This is a genomic window from Cellulomonas algicola (genome assembly GCF_019024305.1).
Lineage (GTDB): Bacteria > Actinomycetota > Actinomycetes > Actinomycetales > Cellulomonadaceae > Cellulomonas > Cellulomonas algicola.
In genome coordinates this window covers 135,360-153,234 of sequence record NZ_JAHKSJ010000006.1, presented here as the reverse complement: position 1 = coordinate 153,234, position 17,875 = coordinate 135,360, and the positions used below count along the sequence as shown (strand labels likewise).

The following is a 17,875-nucleotide window of genomic DNA, read 5'->3' as shown; positions in this document are numbered from 1 at the left end:
CGTCGTCCGTCCCGGCCGCACGGTGGCGCGGCCGGGTCACGGCTCAGTGCTGGTCGTCGCTCAGTGGTTGTACCCGGCGTCGATCGCGCGCTGACGCGACCGCTCGATCTCGGCCTCGGCCTCGGCGCGACCGGTCCAGTGCGCACCCTCGACGGACTTGCCGGGCTCGAGGTCCTTGTAGACCTCGAAGAAGTGCTGGATCTCGAGACGGTGGAAGTCGGACACGTCGTCGATGTCCTGACGCCACGCGGCGCGCTGGTCGCCCGTCGGGACGCACAGGACCTTGTCGTCGCCGCCCGCCTCGTCGCGCATGCGGAACATGCCCAGCGCACGGCAGCGGATCAGGCAGCCCGGGAAGGTCGGCTCCTCGAGCAGGACGAGCGCGTCCAGCGGGTCGCCGTCCTCACCGAGGGTGCCCTCGATGAAGCCGTAGTCGTCGGGGTACCGGGTCGAGGTGAAGAGCATGCGGTCGAGCCGGATGCGGCCCGTCGCGTGGTCCACCTCGTACTTGTTGCGCTGCCCCTTGGGGATCTCGATCGTGACGTCGAACTCCACAGCACTCCTTAGCACCACGTCCGCGCCCAGCCTCGATGGGGCCGGCGGACCCGGCGACTCGTCGGTCGTCGTGAACGGCGCGCCGGGGTGTCGGGGGCGCCCTTGTCTCGGACAGTAGTCTGACGCACCGGCGCGCGGGGGTCCCGCCCCGCCCCCGGTAGAGACAGGGTGATCATGGCCACAGCAGGACGGGTCGTCGGCACCGCCGTGCTCGTCGTCGTGCTCGCGGGCGCGGCGTACGGGACAGCGGACGCCTACGACGTCGCGCCCGGCCTGGTCACGCTCGAGCCGTCGCCCGCGCCCGCCGCACCCTTCCCGACCGCCCCGGGGGCGGTCGAGCCCGGCGACCCCGCCGCCGTGCTCGGTCCGCTCGACGACCAGGCGCCCGTCCCCGGCGCGACCAGCGTGCAGGGCCTCGTCGACGGGCTCGTCGCCGACCCGCGGCTGGGCCCGTCCGTCGGCGTGGTCGTCGCCGACCAGCTCACCGGCGAGGTCCTCGCGTCGCACCTGCCCGACCAGGGGCGCACGCCCGCGTCGACAGCGAAGCTCGTCACCGCCGTCGCCGCGCTCGACGCGCTCGGCCCCGACGTCACCCTCCCGACGACCGTCGTGCAGAGCGGCGAGCAGCTCGTCCTCGTCGGCGGCGGCGACATGATGCTCGCCGCCGGAGCGGGCGACCCCGACGCGACCGTCGGGCACGCCGGCCTCGCCGACCTCGCCGCGCAGGTGGCCCGCGAGCTCACGCTCCAGGGCCGCACGACGGTCCGGCTCGGGTTCGACGACTCGCTCTTCAGCGGCCCGACCCTCAGCCCGACGTGGAACCCCGCCGACGTCGCCGCGGGGTTCGTCGCGCCCGTCACCGCGCTGGGCGTCGACATCGCGAAGATGCGCGAGGGCGAGTACCCGCCGCGCTACCCCGACCCGTCGCTGCACGCCGCGCGCACGCTCGTGCAGCGCCTCGCCGACGTCGGCATCACCGTCACCGGCACCCCGGCGCGCATGTCCGCACCCGACGGGGCGCCCGTCGTCGGCGAGGTGCGGTCCGCGCCGCTGGGCGACGTCGTGCACTACTTCCTCGACACGTCCGACAACACGATCACCGAGGTCGTGTCGCGGCTCGTCGCGATCGACGCCGGACTGCCCGCGAGCTTCGACGGCGGCGCGCAGGCCGTCCTGCACGCCGTCGCCGCGGGCGGTGTCGACACGACCGGCGCGCACCTGTCCGACGCGTCGGGCCTCGGCTCCGGCTCGGTCCTGACGCCCGACCTGCTGCTCGCGCTGCTGCGCCGCTCGACCGACCCCGCGCACCCCGGGCTGCGCGAGGTCGCGACCGGCATGCCGATCGCCGGCCTCACGGGGACGCTGTCCGACCGTTACACGTCGTCACCCGCGCGGGGGCTCGCCCGGGCCAAGACCGGCAGCCTCCCGGGCGTGACCGCGCTCGCCGGCACGGTGCTCGACGCCGACCGCCGCCAGCTCGTCTTCGTCGTCCTCGCCGACCAGACGCCGGCCGGCGGGCAGTGGGGGCCGCGCGCGACGATCGACGGCTTCGTGACGAGCCTGTCGGGCTGCGGCTGCGCCTGACGCCTGGAGCCGTTCGGTGCGATCGGCGACGGGCAGGACGTGCGACGTCTACGGTGGCCCGATGGACGAGACCGCGCCCGTCGACTGGACCGCGGCCGCCCGCATCGCCGGCCGCCTCTCCCGCCCGGGGCCCACGGCGACCCGCGACGAGCTGCACGACCTCGTCGACGGCCTGCGCGACGCGGCGCACCGCGCGGGCGGGTACGCCTCCGACATCACCGGCCTGACCGCGGTCGACGGCACCGCACCGGACGCGGTCTCGCGCGTGCTGGTCGTCGACCGCCCGACGTGGGCCCGCGCGAACGTCGAGATGTTCGCGTCGCTCGCCGCGCCGCTCACGCGCCGCCCCGACGGGAGCCCGCTCGTCCCGCCCCCCGGCGCGCGCACGGTCGCGGCGGCGCAGGTCGGCGGCGTGCTCGCGCTGCTGTCGGGCAAGGTCCTCGGCCAGTTCGACCCGTTCACCGCGGCCCCCGGCGAGCCGGGCCGACTGCTGCTCGTCGCCCCCAACGTGCTGCACCTGGAGCGGACGCTCGGCGTCGACGGCCCTGACTTCCGCCTGTGGGTCGCGCTGCACGAGCAGACGCACGCCCTGCAGTTCGCCGCCGCGCCCTGGCTCGCGGACCTCGTGCGCGGCCGGTCCGCCGAGCTGCTCGCCGACCTCGTCGCGTCCGCGCCCGGCGGTGAGGACGACGGCCCCGGCGCCGCCGACCTCATCGCCCGCGTCTCCCGCGCGGTGCTCGGTCCCGACGGCGGCAGCGTCCTCGACGTCCTGACCGACCGGCAGCGGACCGTCTTCGAGGAGGTGGGCGCCGTCATGGCCCTGCTCGAGGGCCACGCCGACGTCGCGATGGACCAGGTCGGGCCCAAGGTCGTGCGGACCGTGCGGACCATCCGCCGCAAGTTCGAGGCCAAGCGCGACGAGGGCGCACGGGCGCGGGGGTTCGAGCGCGTGCTGCGCCGGCTGCTCGGCCTCGACGAGAAGCTCGCGCAGTACCGCGACGGCGCCGCGTTCGTCCGCGCCGTGCAGGGACACGTCGGGCGCGACGGCTTCAACGCCGTCTGGTCCGGACCCGACACGCTGCCCCGGCCCGGCGAGATCGCCGACCCGGCGTCGTGGGTCCGCCGGGTGCACGGGTGACGACGCCGGCCAGCCGTCGACCGTCCCCGCACGTCGTCCCGAGCCGGGCGGGTGCGCGGACGACGACGGGCCCCGGCGGTCGACCGGCGGAGCGCGTCGTCGCCGTGCCGGGCGCCCCGCGGCCGTGACGGGTCCGGACCGTCGCGTCGCCGACGTCCGGCGCGCGGTGACGGCCGCGGTCGCCGACCTCCCGGACGGTGCGCTCGTGCTGGTCGCGTGCTCGGGTGGTCCGGACTCGCTCGCGCTCGCGGCGGCGACGGCGTTCGTCGCGGACCGTTCCGTGCGGCGCGGGCCGCGCGTGCTGCGGGCGGGTGCGGTCGTCGTCGACCACGCGCTGCAGCCGGGGTCCGCCGACGTGGCCGCCCGGACAGCCGCCGTGTGCCGCTCCCTCGGGCTCGACCCGGTCGTCGTGGAGCGCGTGGTCGTCGACGCTCCCGGCGGGCCCGAGGCCGCGGCGCGGCACGCGCGGTACGCGGCGCTCGACGCCGTCGCGGAGCGCCTCGGGGCGGCGGCGGTCCTGCTCGGGCACACGCTCGACGACCAGGCGGAGACGGTCCTGCTCGGGCTCGCGCGCGGGTCCGGTGCGCGGTCGCTCGCGGGCATGCCGCGCGTGCGGGGCGTCCTGCGTCGTCCGCTGCTGGGGCTGCGCCGGACCGACACCGTCGGCGCGTGCGCCGCGCTCGGGCTCGACCCCTGGCACGACCCGACCAACGCGGGCGCAGCCGACGACGCGCCGCTGCGCAGCCGCGTCCGCGAGCGCGTCCTGCCGCTCCTCGAGCGCGAGCTCGGACCCGGTGTCGCGGACGCGCTCGCCCGCACCGCCGAGCAGCTCCGCGAGGACGCCGACACGCTCGACACCCTCGCGACCACCCTCCTCACCACCGCCACGCCCCCCGCCGGTGCCCCGGTCCCGGCCGCGAGCGGGGCCTCCGTCCGCGACGGCGACACCCGCGCCTCCGTGCCGGGCGGAGGTCGCCGACCCGAGGACGGCGGGGCGGGACCGGCGGCCCGGCCGGGCCTCGTCGTCGGGCTCGACGTCGCGGTGCTGCTCGGGGCCGACGTCGGCGTGCGGCGGCGGGCGCTGCGGGTCGCCGCCGTGCAGGCCGGGTGCCCCGCGGGGGCGCTCAACCGAGGGCACGTGCTGGCCGTCGACGCGCTCCTCACGGGCTGGCACGGGCAGGGTCCGGTGCCGCTTCCGGGCGGGGTCGCCGCCTCACGCGCGTGTGGCAGGCTTCTCCTCGGGCCGGCCCCGCCGGTGCACGACGAGCGACAGGAGCGGTGACGGTGGAGCCAGTCGACATGGGCGCGGACCTCGAGCGGGTCCTCCTCACCGAGGAGCAGCTGCACGCGCGGCTCGACGAGATCGCGGCGCAGGTCGACGCGGACTACGCGGGCAAGGACCTGCTGCTGGTCGGCGTCCTCAAGGGCGCGGTCATGGTCATGGCCGACCTGGCGCGTCGCCTGCACTCGCCCGCGCAGATGGACTGGATGGCGGTGTCGTCGTACGGCTCGGGCACCAAGTCGTCGGGCGTCGTGCGGATCCTCAAGGACCTGGACACGGACCTGCACGGCCGCCACGTCCTGATCGTCGAGGACATCATCGACTCGGGCCTGACGCTGTCGTGGCTGCTGTCGAACCTGCGCTCGCGCGGGCCGGCGTCGGTCGAGATCGCGACGATGCTGCGCAAGCCCGACGCCGCCAAGGTCGAGGTCGACGTCCGCTACGTCGGCTTCGACATCCCGAACGAGTTCGTCGTCGGGTACGGCCTGGACTACGCCGAGAAGTACCGCAACCTGCCGTTCGTCGGGACGCTCGCGCCGCACGTCTACGCGTGACCTGCGCGGGGCCGCCCACGGCCGGTGATGTGCCCTGGGCGAACACCGCGGGTTGCCACAGGATCGCCGTGTAAGTTCGAAGGCCACCAGCCCTGCGAGCGGAGGATGAGGGGCCTGGCCCCGATCGCCCATGAACCTCAAGCGTCTTGCCCGCGGCCCGATCCTGTGGATCGTGCTCGCCGTCGTGCTCCTCTGGATCGGTGCGACCGCGCTCGCCACCCCGAAGGTCAGCCGGATCGACACCTCCGACGGCCTCGAGCTCCTGGCCGACGGCAAGGCGGAGTCGGCGAAGATCACCGAGGGTCAGCAGAGGGTGGACCTCACGCTGTCCGAGGACTTCGTCAAGGACGACGAGAACTTCGGCGAGCGCGTGCAGTTCTACTACGTGGTCCCGCAGGGGCCCGCGATCGCGGACGCCGTCGCGTCGGCCGACCTCCCGGACGGCTACACGTCCGAGGTGCCGCAGACGTCGTGGTGGTCGAGCCTGCTCGGCATCGTCCTGCCGTTCGTCATCATCCTGGCGATCTTCTGGTTCCTCATGTCGAACATGCAGGGCGGCGGCTCGCGGGTGATGAGCTTCGGAAAGTCGCGCGCCAAGCTCGTGAGCAAGGAGTCGCCGCAGGTCACGTTCGCGGACGTCGCGGGCGTCGACGAGGCGCTCGAGGAGCTCCAGGAGATCAAGGAGTTCCTCTCCGAGCCGGCGAAGTTCCAGGCCGTCGGCGCCAAGATCCCCAAGGGCGTGCTGCTGTACGGCCCGCCGGGAACCGGCAAGACGCTGCTGGCCCGCGCCGTCGCGGGTGAGGCGGGCGTGCCGTTCTACTCGATCTCCGGCTCGGACTTCGTCGAGATGTTCGTCGGCGTCGGCGCGAGCCGCGTGCGCGACCTGTTCCAGCAGGCCAAGGAGAACTCGCCGGCGATCATCTTCGTCGACGAGATCGACGCGGTCGGCCGGCACCGTGGCGCGGGCCTCGGCGGCGGGCACGACGAGCGCGAGCAGACGCTCAACCAGATGCTCGTCGAGATGGACGGGTTCGACGTCAAGACGAACGTCATCCTCATCGCCGCGACCAACCGGCCCGACATCCTCGACCCGGCGCTGCTGCGTCCCGGCCGGTTCGACCGGCAGGTCGCGGTCGAGCCGCCGGACCTCAAGGGCCGCGAGAAGATCCTCACGGTGCACGCGCAGGGCAAGCCGATGGCCCCGCACGTCGACCTCGTCGCCGTCGCGCGGCGCACGCCCGGGTTCACCGGCGCGGACCTGGCGAACGTGCTCAACGAGGCCGCGCTGCTCACCGCGCGCAAGAACGCGCAGATCATCGATGACCACGCGCTGGACGAGGCGATCGACCGCGTCATCGCGGGTCCGCAGAAGCGCACGCGGGTCATGAACATCAAGGAGCAGAAGATCACCGCGTACCACGAGGGCGGCCACGCCCTCGTCGCGGCGGCGCTGCGCTACACCGACCCGGTCACGAAGGTGACGATCCTGCCGCGCGGCCGTGCCCTCGGCTACACGATGGTCATGCCGACCGAGGACAAGTACTCGACGACGCGCAACGAGCTGCTCGACCAGCTCGCGTACGCCATGGGCGGCCGCGTCGCCGAGGAGCTCGTCTTCCACGACCCGACGACGGGTGCGAGCAACGACATCGAGAAGGCCACGGCCACGGCGCGCCGGATGGTGACGCAGTTCGGCATGAGCGCGCGTCTCGGCGCGATCCGGCTCGGCCAGGAGTCGAACGAGGTCTTCCTCGGCCGCGACGTGGGCCACCAGCGCGACTACTCGGAGGACGTCGCCGGGTCCATCGACCTCGAGGTGCGGGCGCTCATCGAGCGCGCGCACGACGAGGCGTGGGAGATCCTCGTCGAGTACCGCGAGGTCCTCGACGACCTGGTCCTCGAGCTCCTCGAGAAGGAGACGCTGAACGCCGAGCAGCTCGCCGAGATCTTCAAGCCGATCGTGAAGCGCCCGCCGCGTCGCGTGTGGCTGTCGAGCGAGCAGCGGGCCGTCTCGACCCAGGGTCCCGTGCTGACGCCGGCCGAGAAGGCCGCGCAGAACGGCCACCCGGTGATCCCCGAGGACGAGGCCGCGGTCGTCGGCGACGAGAACCCGGCGCGCAAGGTCGTCGAGCTCCCGCCCGAGCAGACGCCGGACACGCGGGGCTGGAGCCGGGACGGTGAGTGACGTGGTCGACGGCGTGCCGTCGTCGATCAGTCGCGTGACGGGTGCCGGCCGTGCGGTCGGCGAGTACGACGAGAAGCGTGCCGAGGCCGCCGTGCGCGAGCTGCTGCTCGCCGTCGGCGAGGACCCGGACCGCGAGGGTCTGCTCGAGACGCCGGCCCGCGTGGCACGCGCCTACCGCGAGATCTTCGCGGGCCTCTACCAGGAGCCCGCCGACGTCCTCACGACGACCTTCGACCTCGGCCACGAGGAGATGGTCATGGTCAAGGACATCGAGGTGTACTCGACGTGCGAGCACCACCTCGTGCCGTTCCACGGCGTCGCGCACGTCGGGTACATCCCCGGCGCCGACGGCCGGATCACGGGCCTGAGCAAGCTCGCCCGGCTGGTCGACGTCTATGCCCGCCGCCCGCAGGTGCAGGAGCGCCTCACGTCGCAGGTCGCCGACGCGCTCGTCGAGATCCTGCAGCCGCGCGGCGTGCTCGTCGTCGTCGAGTGCGAGCACCTGTGCATGTCCATGCGCGGCGTCCGCAAGCCCGGGTCGCGCACCGTGACCTCGGCCGTGCGCGGGCAGATGCGCGACGTCGCGACCCGTGCCGAGGCGATGAGCCTGGTCCTCGGCCGCTGACGCCCCTCGCGCAGCGCCCCTAGGCTCGGCACCGTGACCCGCCCCGACGCCACCGCGACGGACCTCCCGCGCCGCCCGGCGCCCTTGCCGGCGCACCTGCACGACGTCGGCCGCACGCTCGTCATGGGAGTCGTCAACGTCACGCCCGACTCGTTCTCCGACGGCGGCCGCTGGTTCACGCCGAACGCCGCGGTCGCGCACGGGCTCGAGCTGCTCGACCAGGGTGCCGACCTGCTCGACGTGGGCGGCGAGTCCACGCGACCGGGTGCGCGGCGCGTGCCCGTCGAGGACGAGCTCGCGCGCGTCCTGCCCGTCGTCGAGGCGCTCGTGTCGCGCGGGGTTGCGGTGAGCGTCGACACGACGCGCGCGGTCGTCGCGCGGGCCGCCGTGGAGCGCGGGGCGGTGCTGGTCAACGACGTGTCCGGCGGACTCGCCGACGACGACATGCCGGCCGCGGTCGCGGAGACGGGTGTCGCGTACGTCGCGATGCACTGGCGCGGGCACGCCGACGTCATGGACGACCTCGACCAGTACGGGGACGTCGTCCGCGACGTGCGCACCGAGCTCGCGCAGCGCGTCGCGGCGCTGCGCGCGGCGGGCGTCGCCGACCACCAGGTCGTGCTCGACCCGGGTCTGGGCTTCGCGAAGCCCGGCGCGAGCAACTGGCCGCTGCTGGCACGCCTGCCCGAGCTCGTCGCCGACGGCTTCCCCGTGCTCGTGGGCGCGAGCCGCAAGCGGTTCCTCGGCCACCTGCTGGCGCGTCCCGACGGCACGCCCGCTCCGCCGCTGGCCCGCGACCGCGCCACGGCCGCGATCACCGCGCTCGCCGCTGCGGCGGGTGCGTGGTGCGTGCGCGTGCACGAGGTGGCAGGCTCGGCCGACGCGGTGCGGGTGGCGGCCGCGTGGCACGCGGCGGGCGGAGGCCCGGCGGGGGATCGAGCGACGCGCGGTGCCGGCCCCGCGGCGGGCGCCGGCACGACAGGACCGCCCGGTGCGACGCCGCCCGAGGCGGACGACGAGCTACCGGTCGACGAGGACGCGAGCATGAGGAGCAGCACGTGACGACGCACGAGGAGAACGGCGCGGCGTACGACGCGAGCGGGCGGCGGCTCGACCAGATCCGCCTGACGGGGATCACGGCGACCGGGTACCACGGCGTGTTCGACCACGAGCGGCGCGAGGGGCAGACGTTCGTCGCGGACGTCGTCGTGCACCTCGACACGCGTCGGGCGGCCGCGGGCGACGACCTGGCGCACACGCTGGACTACGGCGGGCTCGCGCAGCAGGTCGCGGCGGTGCTCGCGGGCGAGCCGGTCGACCTCATCGAGACGGTCGCCGAGCGCATCGCCGCGACCGTGCTGGCCGCGGGCGCGGTGGCTGCCGTCGACGTGGCCGTGCACAAGCCGCAGGCGCCGATCCCGGTCCCGTTCGGGGACGTCGTCGTCGCGATCCGGCGCGACCGCACGAAGCTGCCGGCCGCCGAGCCGTACACCGGTCCGCTGCGCGAGGCCGCGCTGCCGCGCACGGGTGCCGCCGCGCTCGTCGCCCCGCTGCCGCGTGACATGGACGGGCCCTCCGCGCCGGACGACGAGCCGCGTGCCGCGGACGCGGGCGGCGCCGACGCGCGGACGCCCGCGCTCGGGACGCCGAGCCCCGCCGCGGGCCTGCCGGTGTCCGGCATGACGGGTGGGGGTCTCGTGGCGCCCGTGCCGGCGGACGACCAGCCGACGACGGTCTTCGGTGCGCCGCTCGCGCCGCCGCCGCCGCACGGACCCGCGGACGACGCGCCGACGACCGTCTTCGGTGCGCCGCCCCCGCCGCCCGGCCCGATCACGGGCGAGCCGGTCGAGGTCGGCGCGGGTCCCGAGGCCGGACCGGTGGGTTCCGCGGTCGAGGCGTGGGACCCGGCCGCGACGCAGGTCATGCCAGGGCCGGTGCCCGCGTACGACGACGAGCTCGACGCCTACGGTCAGCCCGACGAGGTCGTCACGGGCGAGATCGTCACGGACACCCTCGACGACGCACCGGCCGAGCCGGTCGACGTCGTGCTCGCGCTCGGCGCGAACCTCGGCTCGGCGCAGGAGACGCTGCGCGACGCGGTGTCGGACCTCGCGGGCACGCGCGGGATCGAGGTCACCGACGTGTCGCCGCTCGCCCGCACGGCTGCCGTGGGCCCGGAGCAGCCGGACTACCTCAACGCGGTGGTGCTGGCCCGCACGACGCTGTCGCCGCGCGACCTGCTGCGCGCGACGCAGGCCGTCGAGCACGCGCACGGACGTGAGCGCGCCGAGCGCTGGGGGCCGCGGACGCTCGACGTCGACATCGTCGTGTACGGGTCGGTCCTCGCGGTCACGGACGACCTCGAGCTGCCGCACCCGCGCGCGCACGAGCGCGCGTTCGTGCTCGAGCCGTGGTCGCAGGTCGACCCGGAGGCGGTCCTGCCCGGACTGGGCGGCGGACCGGTCGCGCAGCTCGCGGCGACCGCGCCCGACCGCGGCGGGGTCCGGTGGCTCGCGCTCGACTGGCTGACCGCGCCCGTGCCCGGCACGAGCGGGGTCCCCGTCGTGGAGCCCGACGCCCCGTCCGGCCCGGTGCCGACCCGCGAGACCGTCTTCGGCGCACCGCACGACGGCCCCCGGACGCCGTCGTCGTGATGCAGGCGACCCGCTGGACCACGCTCCTCGCCCTCGCGGCCGGTGTCGCCGCCGCCACCTGGATCGCCCTCGACGCGCTCGCGGACCGCGGGACGTCCACGCCGTCGGTGCCGTGGCTCGTCGCGGCCGTCGAGGTCGTGATCGCGGGCGTCGTGCTCAGCATGGGCTGGGCGGTCCGGCAGTTCCTGCGGGGCAAGCGCCCCGGCCTCGACCCGATCCGCGCGGCGCGCACCGCGGTGCTCGCGAAGGCGTCCTGCTACACGGGCGCGCTGCTCGCCGGCTGGTACGGGGGGCAGGCGCTGTCGCTCCTGACCGACCCCGGCGTGCCGGGCAACGGGTCGCGCGCCGCAGCTGCGGCGGTCGCGACCGGCGGTGCGGTCGTGCTGGCCGTCGTCGGCCTGGTGGTGGAGCGGTTCTGCCGCGTCCCCCCGCCCGACGAGGGTGCGGTGCGGCGCGAGGAGGCCACGCCCGACCCGTCGGCGTGAGGGGCCCCCGTCGCACCCTGACCAGGGTGCTCGGTGGGAGGATGGGCGCATGACCGACGTCACGCAGCCGGACGCCCCGGCCGACCTCTTCGACCCGCTCGGTGTCGACTGGACGCCGGTGTCGCCGCGGCTCGCGTCGGCGCGGCTCATCGTGACCGCGATCTGGATGGGTCCGCTGCTGCTGGCCGGGGTCGCGCTCGCGGCCCTCACGCAGGTCGCGTGGCTCTGGTCGTTCCCCGCGCTGGTGCTCGCGCTGGTCGTGTGGATCGCGGTGCTCGTGCCGCGCCAGGTGCGCGCGATGCGCTACGCCGAGCGCGCGGACGACCTGCTGGTGCGCCGCGGGATCATGTTCCGGCAGCTCGTCGTCGTGCCCTACGGCCGCATGCAGTACGTCGACGTGACGGCGGGTCCGCTCGCGCGGAAGCTCGGCATCGCGTCCGTGCAGCTGCACACCGCGTCGCCCGCGACGACGGCGACCATCGACGGGCTGCCCCCGCCGGAGGCCGCGCGGCTGCGCGACCGGCTCGCGTCCCGCGGCGAGGCGCGGCTGGCGGGGCTGTGAGCGGCACGACCGCGCCGCCGGCGGTCGACTGGCGGCGCATGCACCCCGTGACCCCGGCCCTCAAGGGCTGGAAGATCGTCGTCGCGGTGCTGGTCGTCGTGGGCTACCAGGCGGCGGACGACGTGCGGCGGCTGCTCGAGCTCGTCGACGGGTACCGCTGGGTCGTCGTCCTCGGCGGGCTCGCGGCGGTCGCCGTCGTCGGCTTCGCGTACTCGGCGCTCGCGTGGCGCATGACGCGGTTCGCGGTGACCGACGACGCCGTGCACCTCAACACCGGCATCCTGTTCCGCCAGCAGCGGCAGGCGCGGCTCGACCGGCTGCAGGCCGTCGACGTCGTGCAGCCGCTGCTCGCGCGGCTCGTGGGGCTGGCGGAGCTCAAGCTCGAGGTCGCGGGCGGGTCGGGGTCGGGCGTGAGCCTCGCGTTCCTGCGGGAGTCGGACGCGCTCGCGCTGCGGGCCGAGCTGCTCGCGCTCGCCGCCGGTCTCCAGCGTCCCGGGTCCACCGCAGTGGCGGCCGGCGTCGACGGCGCACCCGGTGCGCTGGACGGTGACGCGTCGACCGGCGCGGCGGACCCGACGGTCGACGGCGCGGTGCCGCCGGCCGCGCGGTCGTCGGTGGCCTTCGAGGCCGCACCCGAGCACCAGGTGTACGAGGTGCCGATGAGCCGGCTGGTCCTCGCCACGCTGCGCTCCGGCGCGACGGTCGGCCTCGTCCTCGCGGCGGTCGTCGCCGTCGCCGCGGGCGTGCTGAGCCGCACCTTCGCGACCGTGTTCTTCCTGCTGCCGATGTTCTTCGGCCTCGTCTCGTACGTGTGGTCCCGCATCAACCAGGGCGCGAGCTTCCGCGCGGCGACGTCGCCCGACGGCATCCGCCTGCGCCACGGCCTGACGGAGTCGCGGGCGCAGACCGTCCCGCCGGGGCGCGTGCAGGCGATCCGGATCAGCCAGGGGATGTGGTGGCGGCGGCCCGACTGGTGGCGGGTCGAGATGAACGTCGCGGGGTACTCGCCGTCGGGCGAGCAGCAGCGCGACACCGTCCTGCACCCGGTCGCGACGCGCGACGAGGTCCGCACCGCCCTGTGGCTGGTCCTGCACGACCTCGGCGTCGACGACCCGGTGGGCGTCGTCGACGCGGCCCTGACCGGCACCGACGAGGCGCACGGGTTCGCGGTCGCCCCGCGTCGCGCGCGCTGGGTGGACCCGCTGGGCTGGCGGCGGCACGGCGTGCTCGTCACGCAGCGCGCGCTCGTCATCCGGCGCGGGCGCTGGTGGCGGCAGGTCGACGTCGTGCCGCACGAGCGCACGCAGTCCCTCGGTCTCCAGCAGGGGCCGCTGCAGCGACGTCTCGGGCTCGCGTCGTTCGTCGTGCACTCGACGCCGGGCCCGGTCAGCCCGGACATCGCGCACCTCGACGCGGGCGTCGTCGTCGCGCTGCTCGACGAGCAGTCCGAGCGCGCCCGCACCGCCCGCGCGAGCGAGGGACCGGAGCAGTGGATGCGGAAGGCCGCCGCGCCCGTCGTGGTGGCGGGCCAGGTGGGCGCCGCGGAGCCGGCACCGTCCGGCCCTGCCGTGGCGCCGGAGTTGTCGCCCGACCCCGTCGCGGGGCCGGGGGCGAGCTCTGTGCGGACCGAGCCCGGGGCGGGCGCGTGACGCGTCCGGGTCGCCTGGGCGTGGGCGTGGTCGGCACGGGCCGCGTCGGGGCGGTCCTGGGCAACGCGCTGCGCGGAGCGGGTCACCCGGTCGTCGCCGCGTCGGGCATCTCGGAGGGGTCGCGCGAGCGCGCGGAGACGCTGCTGCCGGGTGTGCCGCTGGTCGAGGTCCCGGAGGTCGTGCGCCGGGCGGAGCTCGTGCTGCTCACGGTGCCGGACGACGCGCTGACCGACCTGGTGACCGGGCTCGGTGACCTGGGTGCGTGGCAGCCGGGCCAGATCGTCGTGCACACGTCGGGGCGGTTCGGCACCGACGTGCTCGCCGCGGCGCGGGGGGTCGGCGCGATCCCGCTCGCGATCCACCCCGCCATGACGTTCACAGGCACGTCGCTCGACCTGTCGCGGCTCGCCGGATGCCCGTTCGCCGTCACCGGCCCGAACGCCGTCCTGCCCATCGGCCAGGCGCTCGTCGTGGAGATCGGCGGCGAGCCCGTCGTCGTCGACGAGTCCGCCCGTGGGCTCTACCACGCGGCGCTCGCCCACGGCGCGAACCACCTGGTCGTGCTGGTCGCGCAGGCGGCGCAGGCGCTCGCGGCGGCGGGCGTCGCCGACCCGGGCCGGATGCTCGGGCCGCTGCTCGAGGCCGCGCTCGACGGTGCGCTGCGCGCCGAGTCGCCGTCGGACCCGTCGGGCGACCGGGGCGCGGGCGCGATCGCCGCGCTCACCGGTCCGGTCCGGCGCGGTGACGACGGCACGGTGCGCGAGCACGTCGCGGTCCTCGGTGCGCTCGGGGCGAGCACCGGGGCGGTCGACGTCCTGGCGGGCTACCGCGCGCTCGCCCGGGCCGCGACGCAGCGGTCGCTCGCCGCGGGTCTGGTCCCCGACGCGGCCGCGACCCGGCTGCTCGACGCGCTCGCCGAGGGTGACACCCCTGACGTGACGTCCGCCACCCCGGCAGCGGCACCGGGCATGACCGGGGATGCTGGATGGTTGGAGCAGGAGGGACGACCCGCCGACGACCCGTCGGGCGGGTCCGACGACGGGCCGACCGGCCCCGACCGCCCGCAGGAGGACGAGCGATGACGATGACGAGGCCGGTGCTCGCGCGCACGCGTGACGAGCTCGCGTCGGCCCTCTCGGACCAGGACGCGCAGGCGCGCGGCACGAAGCCGTACCGCCGCGCGGTCGTCATGACGATGGGCGCGCTGCACGCGGGCCACCTGTCGCTCGTCGCGCACGCGCGCGAGCTCGCGGACGTGGTGGTCACGACGATCTTCGTCAACCCGCTGCAGTTCGGCCCGACCGAGGACCTGTCGCGCTACCCGCGGGACCTCGACGGCGACCTCGCGCTGCTCACGGGACCGGGCCTGCTGGGCGCGGGCGACGTGGTGTTCGCGCCCGACGTCGCGGTCATGTACCCGGACGGGGACCCGACGGTCCGGGTGAGCGCGGGCCCGATCGGCGACGTGCTCGAGGGTGCGGCGCGGCCGGGACACCTCGACGGCGTGCTCACCGTCGTGCTCAAGCTGATGCACCTCACGCGACCCGACGTGGCGCTGTTCGGCGAGAAGGACGCGCAGCAGCTGGCTGCGATCCGCGCGATGGTCCGCAGCCTCGACGTCCCGACGGAGGTCGTGGGCGCGCCGCTCGTGCGGGACGTCGACGGCCTGGCGCTGTCGAGCCGCAACGCCTACCTGTCGCCCGACGAGCGGCAGCGTGCGCTCGGCCTGTCGCGTGCGCTGCGTGCGGGCGCCGAGTGGGCGCGCGCCGGCGCGGGTGCGCAGGACGTGCTCGACGCGGCCCGCACGGCCCTCGCGGCGGCGGGTGTCGCGGACGACGACGTCGACTACGTCGCGCTCGTCGACCCGGACGACTTCACCCCGGTCGCGGAGACCACCGCCGGCGTCGCGCTGCTGCTGCTCGCGGTGCGTGTCGGGACGACGCGGCTGATCGACAACACGGCGGTGACGCTCGGGGCGTCCCGCCGGCCCGACGGCGTGCTCGCGCCCGGGGCGGACGCGCAGGAAGGAGCCCGCGCATGACGACGCTGCAGCGGACCATGATGACCGGCAAGATCCACCGGGCGACCGTGACGCAGGCCGACCTGCACTACGTCGGCTCGATCACCGTGGACGCGGACCTGCTCGCGGCAGCGGACCTGCTGCCCGGCCAGCAGGTCGACGTGGTCGACGTGACCAACGGGTCGCGTCTGACGACGTACGCGATCGCAGGTGAGGCCGGCTCGGGCCAGGTGTGCATCAACGGTGCCGCCGCGCACCTCGTGCACCCGGGCGACGTCGTCATCCTCATCGCCTACGGCCTCATGTCGGACGCCGAGGCGCGGACGTACCAGCCGCACGTCGTGCTGGTCGACGCCGAGAACCGGATCGTCGAGCTCGGCGAGGACCCCGGCCGGGTGCCCGACGAGTGGACGGAGCAGGCGGGCCTGGTGTCGAGCGGCGTGCCGTTCGCGGTGGGCCGCGACCTGGTCGAGCACCCGCACCCCTTCCCGCAGGCCGGCACCGACCGGTGACGACGGTCGCGGACCGGGCCGGCGGCGCCCCGGCGACGACCCCCGTGCCTGCAGCCCGTCCGGGCGCCGGCACGGCGACGCGTCTCGCGACGCGGCTCGCCGCGCCCGCGGCGGGGTGGACGGTCGAGGCGGACGCGGTCGTCGTCGGCTCGGGCATCGCGGGCCTGACGGCCGCCCTGGAGCTGCGCACGCGCGTGCCGCGCGTCCTGCTCGTCACGAAGGACGCGCTGGTCTCGGGCTCGACGGTGTGGGCGCAGGGCGGCATCGCCGCGGCGCTCGACCCGTCGGACTCCCCGGCGGCGCACCTGCAGGACACGCTCGTCGCGGGCGTCGGCCTGTGCGACCCGCGCGCGGTCGAGGTGCTGGTGACGGAGGGTCCGGCGCGCGTGCGCGAGCTCGTGGCGCGCGGCGCGGTGTTCGACACGCAGCCCGACGGCCAGATCTCGCTGACCCGTGAGGGCGGGCACCACGCGGACCGCATCGCGCACGCGGGCGGCGACGCGACGGGTGCGGAGATCTCGCGCGCGCTCGTCGCGCAGATCGAGGCGGTCCGCGACGACCCGGGCATCGAGGTCATCGAGCACGCGCTCGTGCTGGACGTGCTCACCGGCCCGCCCGGACCTGACGGCGCTCCCGGTGCGGCGTGCGGCGTGACGCTGCACGTCATCGGCGAGGGGCAGCGCGACGGCGTCGGTGCGGCGCTCGGGCGCGCGGTCGTGCTCGCGACGGGCGGCATCGGGCAGGTGTTCCGCTCGTCCACCAACCCGGCGTCGGCGACGGGCGACGGCATCGCGGCGGCGCTGCGGGCGGGCGCGGTGCTCGGCGACGTCGAGTTCGTGCAGTTCCACCCGACCGTCCTCTGGTTGGGCGCGGGGGTGAAGGGTCAGCTCACGCTGGTCTCCGAGGCGGTGCGCGGCGAGGGTGCGCTGCTGCTCGACACCGACGGCGTGCGGTTCATGCCGGACGTGCACCCGATGGCCGAGCTCGCCCCGCGTGATGTGGTCGCGCACGCGATCGTGCGGCGCATGGCCGAGACGGGCGCGGACCACGTCTGGCTCGACGCGCGGCACCTCGGCGCGGACTTCCTGCGGCGGCGGTTCCCGACGATCCACGAGCGGCTCCAGGAGCACGGGATCGACCTCGCGAACGACCTGGTCCCGGTCGCCCCGGCGCAGCACTACCACTCGGGCGGCGTCGTCACGGACCTCGTCGGGCGGACGTCCGTGCCGGGCCTCTACGCGGCGGGCGAGGTCGCGTGCACCGGCGTGCACGGCGCGAACCGGCTGGCGTCGAACTCGCTCCTCGAGGGTCTGGTGTTCTCGACGCGGGCCGCCCGGCACATCGCGGAGAAGGTCCAGGCGGGTGCGCTGCCGCGTCGGACGCCGCAGGAGCGGGCCGGTGACGCCGCGCTGGTCGCCGCGGCCGCACGGTCGCGCGTGCAGCGGATCGCGACCGACGGGCCCGGCGTGCTGCGGTCCGGCGACGGGCTGACGCGCGCGGTGTCCGCGCTCGCGGCTGTGCCGACCGACGCGCACGAGCGCCGCGACGACGGCCGGGCGCTCGCGGCGCCGCAGGTCGCCGAGTGGGAGACGACGAACGTGCACCAGGTCGCGACCGTCCTGACGGCGGCGGCGCTGGAGCGGACGGAGAGCCGCGGCGGGCACGCCCGCACGGACTTCCCCGACCGTGACGAGGCCTGGCGGCTGCGCCTCGAGCTCGCCCTGGCTCCCGACGGCACCCTGACGACGACGCGCGTCCCGCTGGACTGACCGCCGCCGCCACGGGCCCGCTGACGGCCCGGCGGAACAGCACGCCGCGTGCGCCCGCGAGCTCGCGGGCGACCAGGCCTGCGATTCCGAGCCCGCCCGCCGCGCCGGGCGCCGAACGCGCCCTCACGTGCGTCCGACCGGTCCCACGCGCGCGTGAGGGCGCGTCCGTCGGCGTGCCGCGGGTGAAGACGGCGCACGTCGCGACGCCCCGACCTGCGACGCGATAGTTTCGATACTTGCGCCGCGCGGTTTCTGGACGTCAGCCCTGGTCGGATCGTCGGGTGTGACCGTATCGTCGGAT

Annotated in this window: 16 protein-coding genes; 15 read left to right on the top strand and 1 reads right to left on the bottom strand. The window is 75.7% G+C overall.

Translation table 11 applies throughout. From position 1 onward, the window contains the following. Positions 1–60: 60 nt before the first annotated feature. Positions 61–555: an inorganic diphosphatase gene (locus KOV94_RS04830; RefSeq protein ID WP_124344043.1), complete on the bottom strand. Its 495-nt coding sequence runs from the start codon at positions 553–555 to the stop codon at positions 61–63. Between the two features lie 174 nt (positions 556–729). Between KOV94_RS04830 and dacB the strand changes: the two genes are divergently transcribed. From dacB to KOV94_RS04755, 15 genes are all read left to right on the top strand, one after another. Next, a complete protein-coding gene (gene dacB, locus KOV94_RS04825; RefSeq protein ID WP_218051349.1) occupies positions 730–2,139 on the top strand; it encodes a D-alanyl-D-alanine carboxypeptidase/D-alanyl-D-alanine endopeptidase in 1,410 nt (469 codons plus the stop codon). A 61-nt stretch (positions 2,140–2,200) separates the two neighbouring features. After that, positions 2,201–3,277 (top strand): Rv3626c family coenzyme F420 biosynthesis-associated protein, encoded by a 1,077-nt coding sequence (locus KOV94_RS04820; protein WP_218051348.1) that lies wholly within the window; start codon positions 2,201–2,203, stop codon positions 3,275–3,277. A 124-nt stretch (positions 3,278–3,401) separates the two neighbouring features. Next, the gene (tilS, locus tag KOV94_RS04815) at positions 3,402–4,559 is read left to right on the top strand and encodes a tRNA lysidine(34) synthetase TilS (protein WP_218051347.1); all 1,158 of its coding nucleotides are present in this window, start codon (positions 3,402–3,404) and stop codon (positions 4,557–4,559) included. A gap of 17 nt (positions 4,560–4,576) precedes the next feature. After that, positions 4,577–5,113 carry a hypoxanthine phosphoribosyltransferase gene (gene hpt / locus KOV94_RS04810; protein WP_210728474.1) on the top strand — a complete coding sequence of 179 codons (537 nt, stop codon included), beginning with the start codon at positions 4,577–4,579 and terminating at the stop codon, positions 5,111–5,113. Positions 5,114–5,243: 130 nt separating this feature from the next. Beyond that, positions 5,244–7,298 (top strand): ATP-dependent zinc metalloprotease FtsH, encoded by a 2,055-nt coding sequence (gene ftsH, locus KOV94_RS04805; protein WP_124344579.1) that lies wholly within the window; start codon positions 5,244–5,246, stop codon positions 7,296–7,298. A gap of 25 nt (positions 7,299–7,323) precedes the next feature. Further along, positions 7,324–7,923, top strand: coding sequence for a GTP cyclohydrolase I FolE (folE, locus tag KOV94_RS04800; RefSeq protein ID WP_124344582.1), 600 nt, complete (start codon positions 7,324–7,326; stop codon positions 7,921–7,923). 33 nt (positions 7,924–7,956) lie between these two features. Beyond that, on the top strand, positions 7,957–8,985 hold the full coding sequence (gene folP, locus KOV94_RS04795; RefSeq protein WP_372449442.1) for a dihydropteroate synthase: 1,029 nt from the start codon (positions 7,957–7,959) through the stop codon (positions 8,983–8,985). Then, positions 8,982–10,577: a 2-amino-4-hydroxy-6-hydroxymethyldihydropteridine diphosphokinase gene (gene folK / locus KOV94_RS04790; protein ID WP_218051346.1), complete on the top strand. Its 1,596-nt coding sequence runs from the start codon at positions 8,982–8,984 to the stop codon at positions 10,575–10,577. Before folP ends, folK begins: the two co-directional genes overlap by 4 nt. Further along, positions 10,577–11,062, top strand: coding sequence for a DUF3180 domain-containing protein (locus KOV94_RS04785; protein WP_218051631.1), 486 nt, complete (start codon positions 10,577–10,579; stop codon positions 11,060–11,062). Before folK ends, KOV94_RS04785 begins: the two co-directional genes overlap by 1 nt. A gap of 49 nt (positions 11,063–11,111) precedes the next feature. After that, on the top strand, positions 11,112–11,624 hold the full coding sequence (locus KOV94_RS04780; RefSeq protein ID WP_218051345.1) for a PH domain-containing protein: 513 nt from the start codon (positions 11,112–11,114) through the stop codon (positions 11,622–11,624). Continuing rightward, on the top strand, positions 11,621–13,273 hold the full coding sequence (locus KOV94_RS04775) for a PH domain-containing protein (protein WP_308160364.1): 1,653 nt from the start codon (positions 11,621–11,623) through the stop codon (positions 13,271–13,273). The genes KOV94_RS04780 and KOV94_RS04775 overlap by 4 nt, the downstream gene beginning before the upstream one ends. Continuing rightward, positions 13,270–14,355, top strand: coding sequence for a Rossmann-like and DUF2520 domain-containing protein (locus KOV94_RS04770; protein ID WP_218051344.1), 1,086 nt, complete (start codon positions 13,270–13,272; stop codon positions 14,353–14,355). Before KOV94_RS04775 ends, KOV94_RS04770 begins: the two co-directional genes overlap by 4 nt. Then, positions 14,352–15,314 carry a pantoate--beta-alanine ligase gene (panC, locus tag KOV94_RS04765; protein WP_218051343.1) on the top strand — a complete coding sequence of 321 codons (963 nt, stop codon included), beginning with the start codon at positions 14,352–14,354 and terminating at the stop codon, positions 15,312–15,314. Before KOV94_RS04770 ends, panC begins: the two co-directional genes overlap by 4 nt. Continuing rightward, entirely contained in the window at positions 15,311–15,805 is a 495-nt protein-coding gene (gene panD, locus KOV94_RS04760; RefSeq protein WP_124344437.1) for an aspartate 1-decarboxylase, read from the top strand. Before panC ends, panD begins: the two co-directional genes overlap by 4 nt. A 44-nt stretch (positions 15,806–15,849) precedes the next feature. Continuing rightward, positions 15,850–17,574: an L-aspartate oxidase gene (locus KOV94_RS04755; RefSeq protein WP_218051342.1), complete on the top strand. Its 1,725-nt coding sequence runs from the start codon at positions 15,850–15,852 to the stop codon at positions 17,572–17,574. Positions 17,575–17,875: the final 301 nt, after the last annotated feature.

What these genes read in the sequence shown, in the direction of transcription:
- dacB (WP_218051349.1), top strand. Translation starts at nt 730, where the DNA reads ATGGCCACAGCAGGACGGGTCGTCGGCACCGCCGTGCTCGTCGTCGTG.
- KOV94_RS04820 (WP_218051348.1), top strand. Translation starts at nt 2,201, where the DNA reads ATGGACGAGACCGCGCCCGTCGACTGGACCGCGGCCGCCCGCATCGCC.
- hpt (WP_210728474.1), top strand. Translation starts at nt 4,577, where the DNA reads ATGGGCGCGGACCTCGAGCGGGTCCTCCTCACCGAGGAGCAGCTGCAC.
- ftsH (WP_124344579.1), top strand. Translation starts at nt 5,244, where the DNA reads ATGAACCTCAAGCGTCTTGCCCGCGGCCCGATCCTGTGGATCGTGCTC.
- KOV94_RS04785 (WP_218051631.1), top strand. Translation starts at nt 10,577, where the DNA reads ATGCAGGCGACCCGCTGGACCACGCTCCTCGCCCTCGCGGCCGGTGTC.
- KOV94_RS04780 (WP_218051345.1), top strand. Translation starts at nt 11,112, where the DNA reads ATGACCGACGTCACGCAGCCGGACGCCCCGGCCGACCTCTTCGACCCG.
- panC (WP_218051343.1), top strand. Translation starts at nt 14,352, where the DNA reads ATGACGATGACGAGGCCGGTGCTCGCGCGCACGCGTGACGAGCTCGCG.
- panD (WP_124344437.1), top strand. Translation starts at nt 15,311, where the DNA reads ATGACGACGCTGCAGCGGACCATGATGACCGGCAAGATCCACCGGGCG.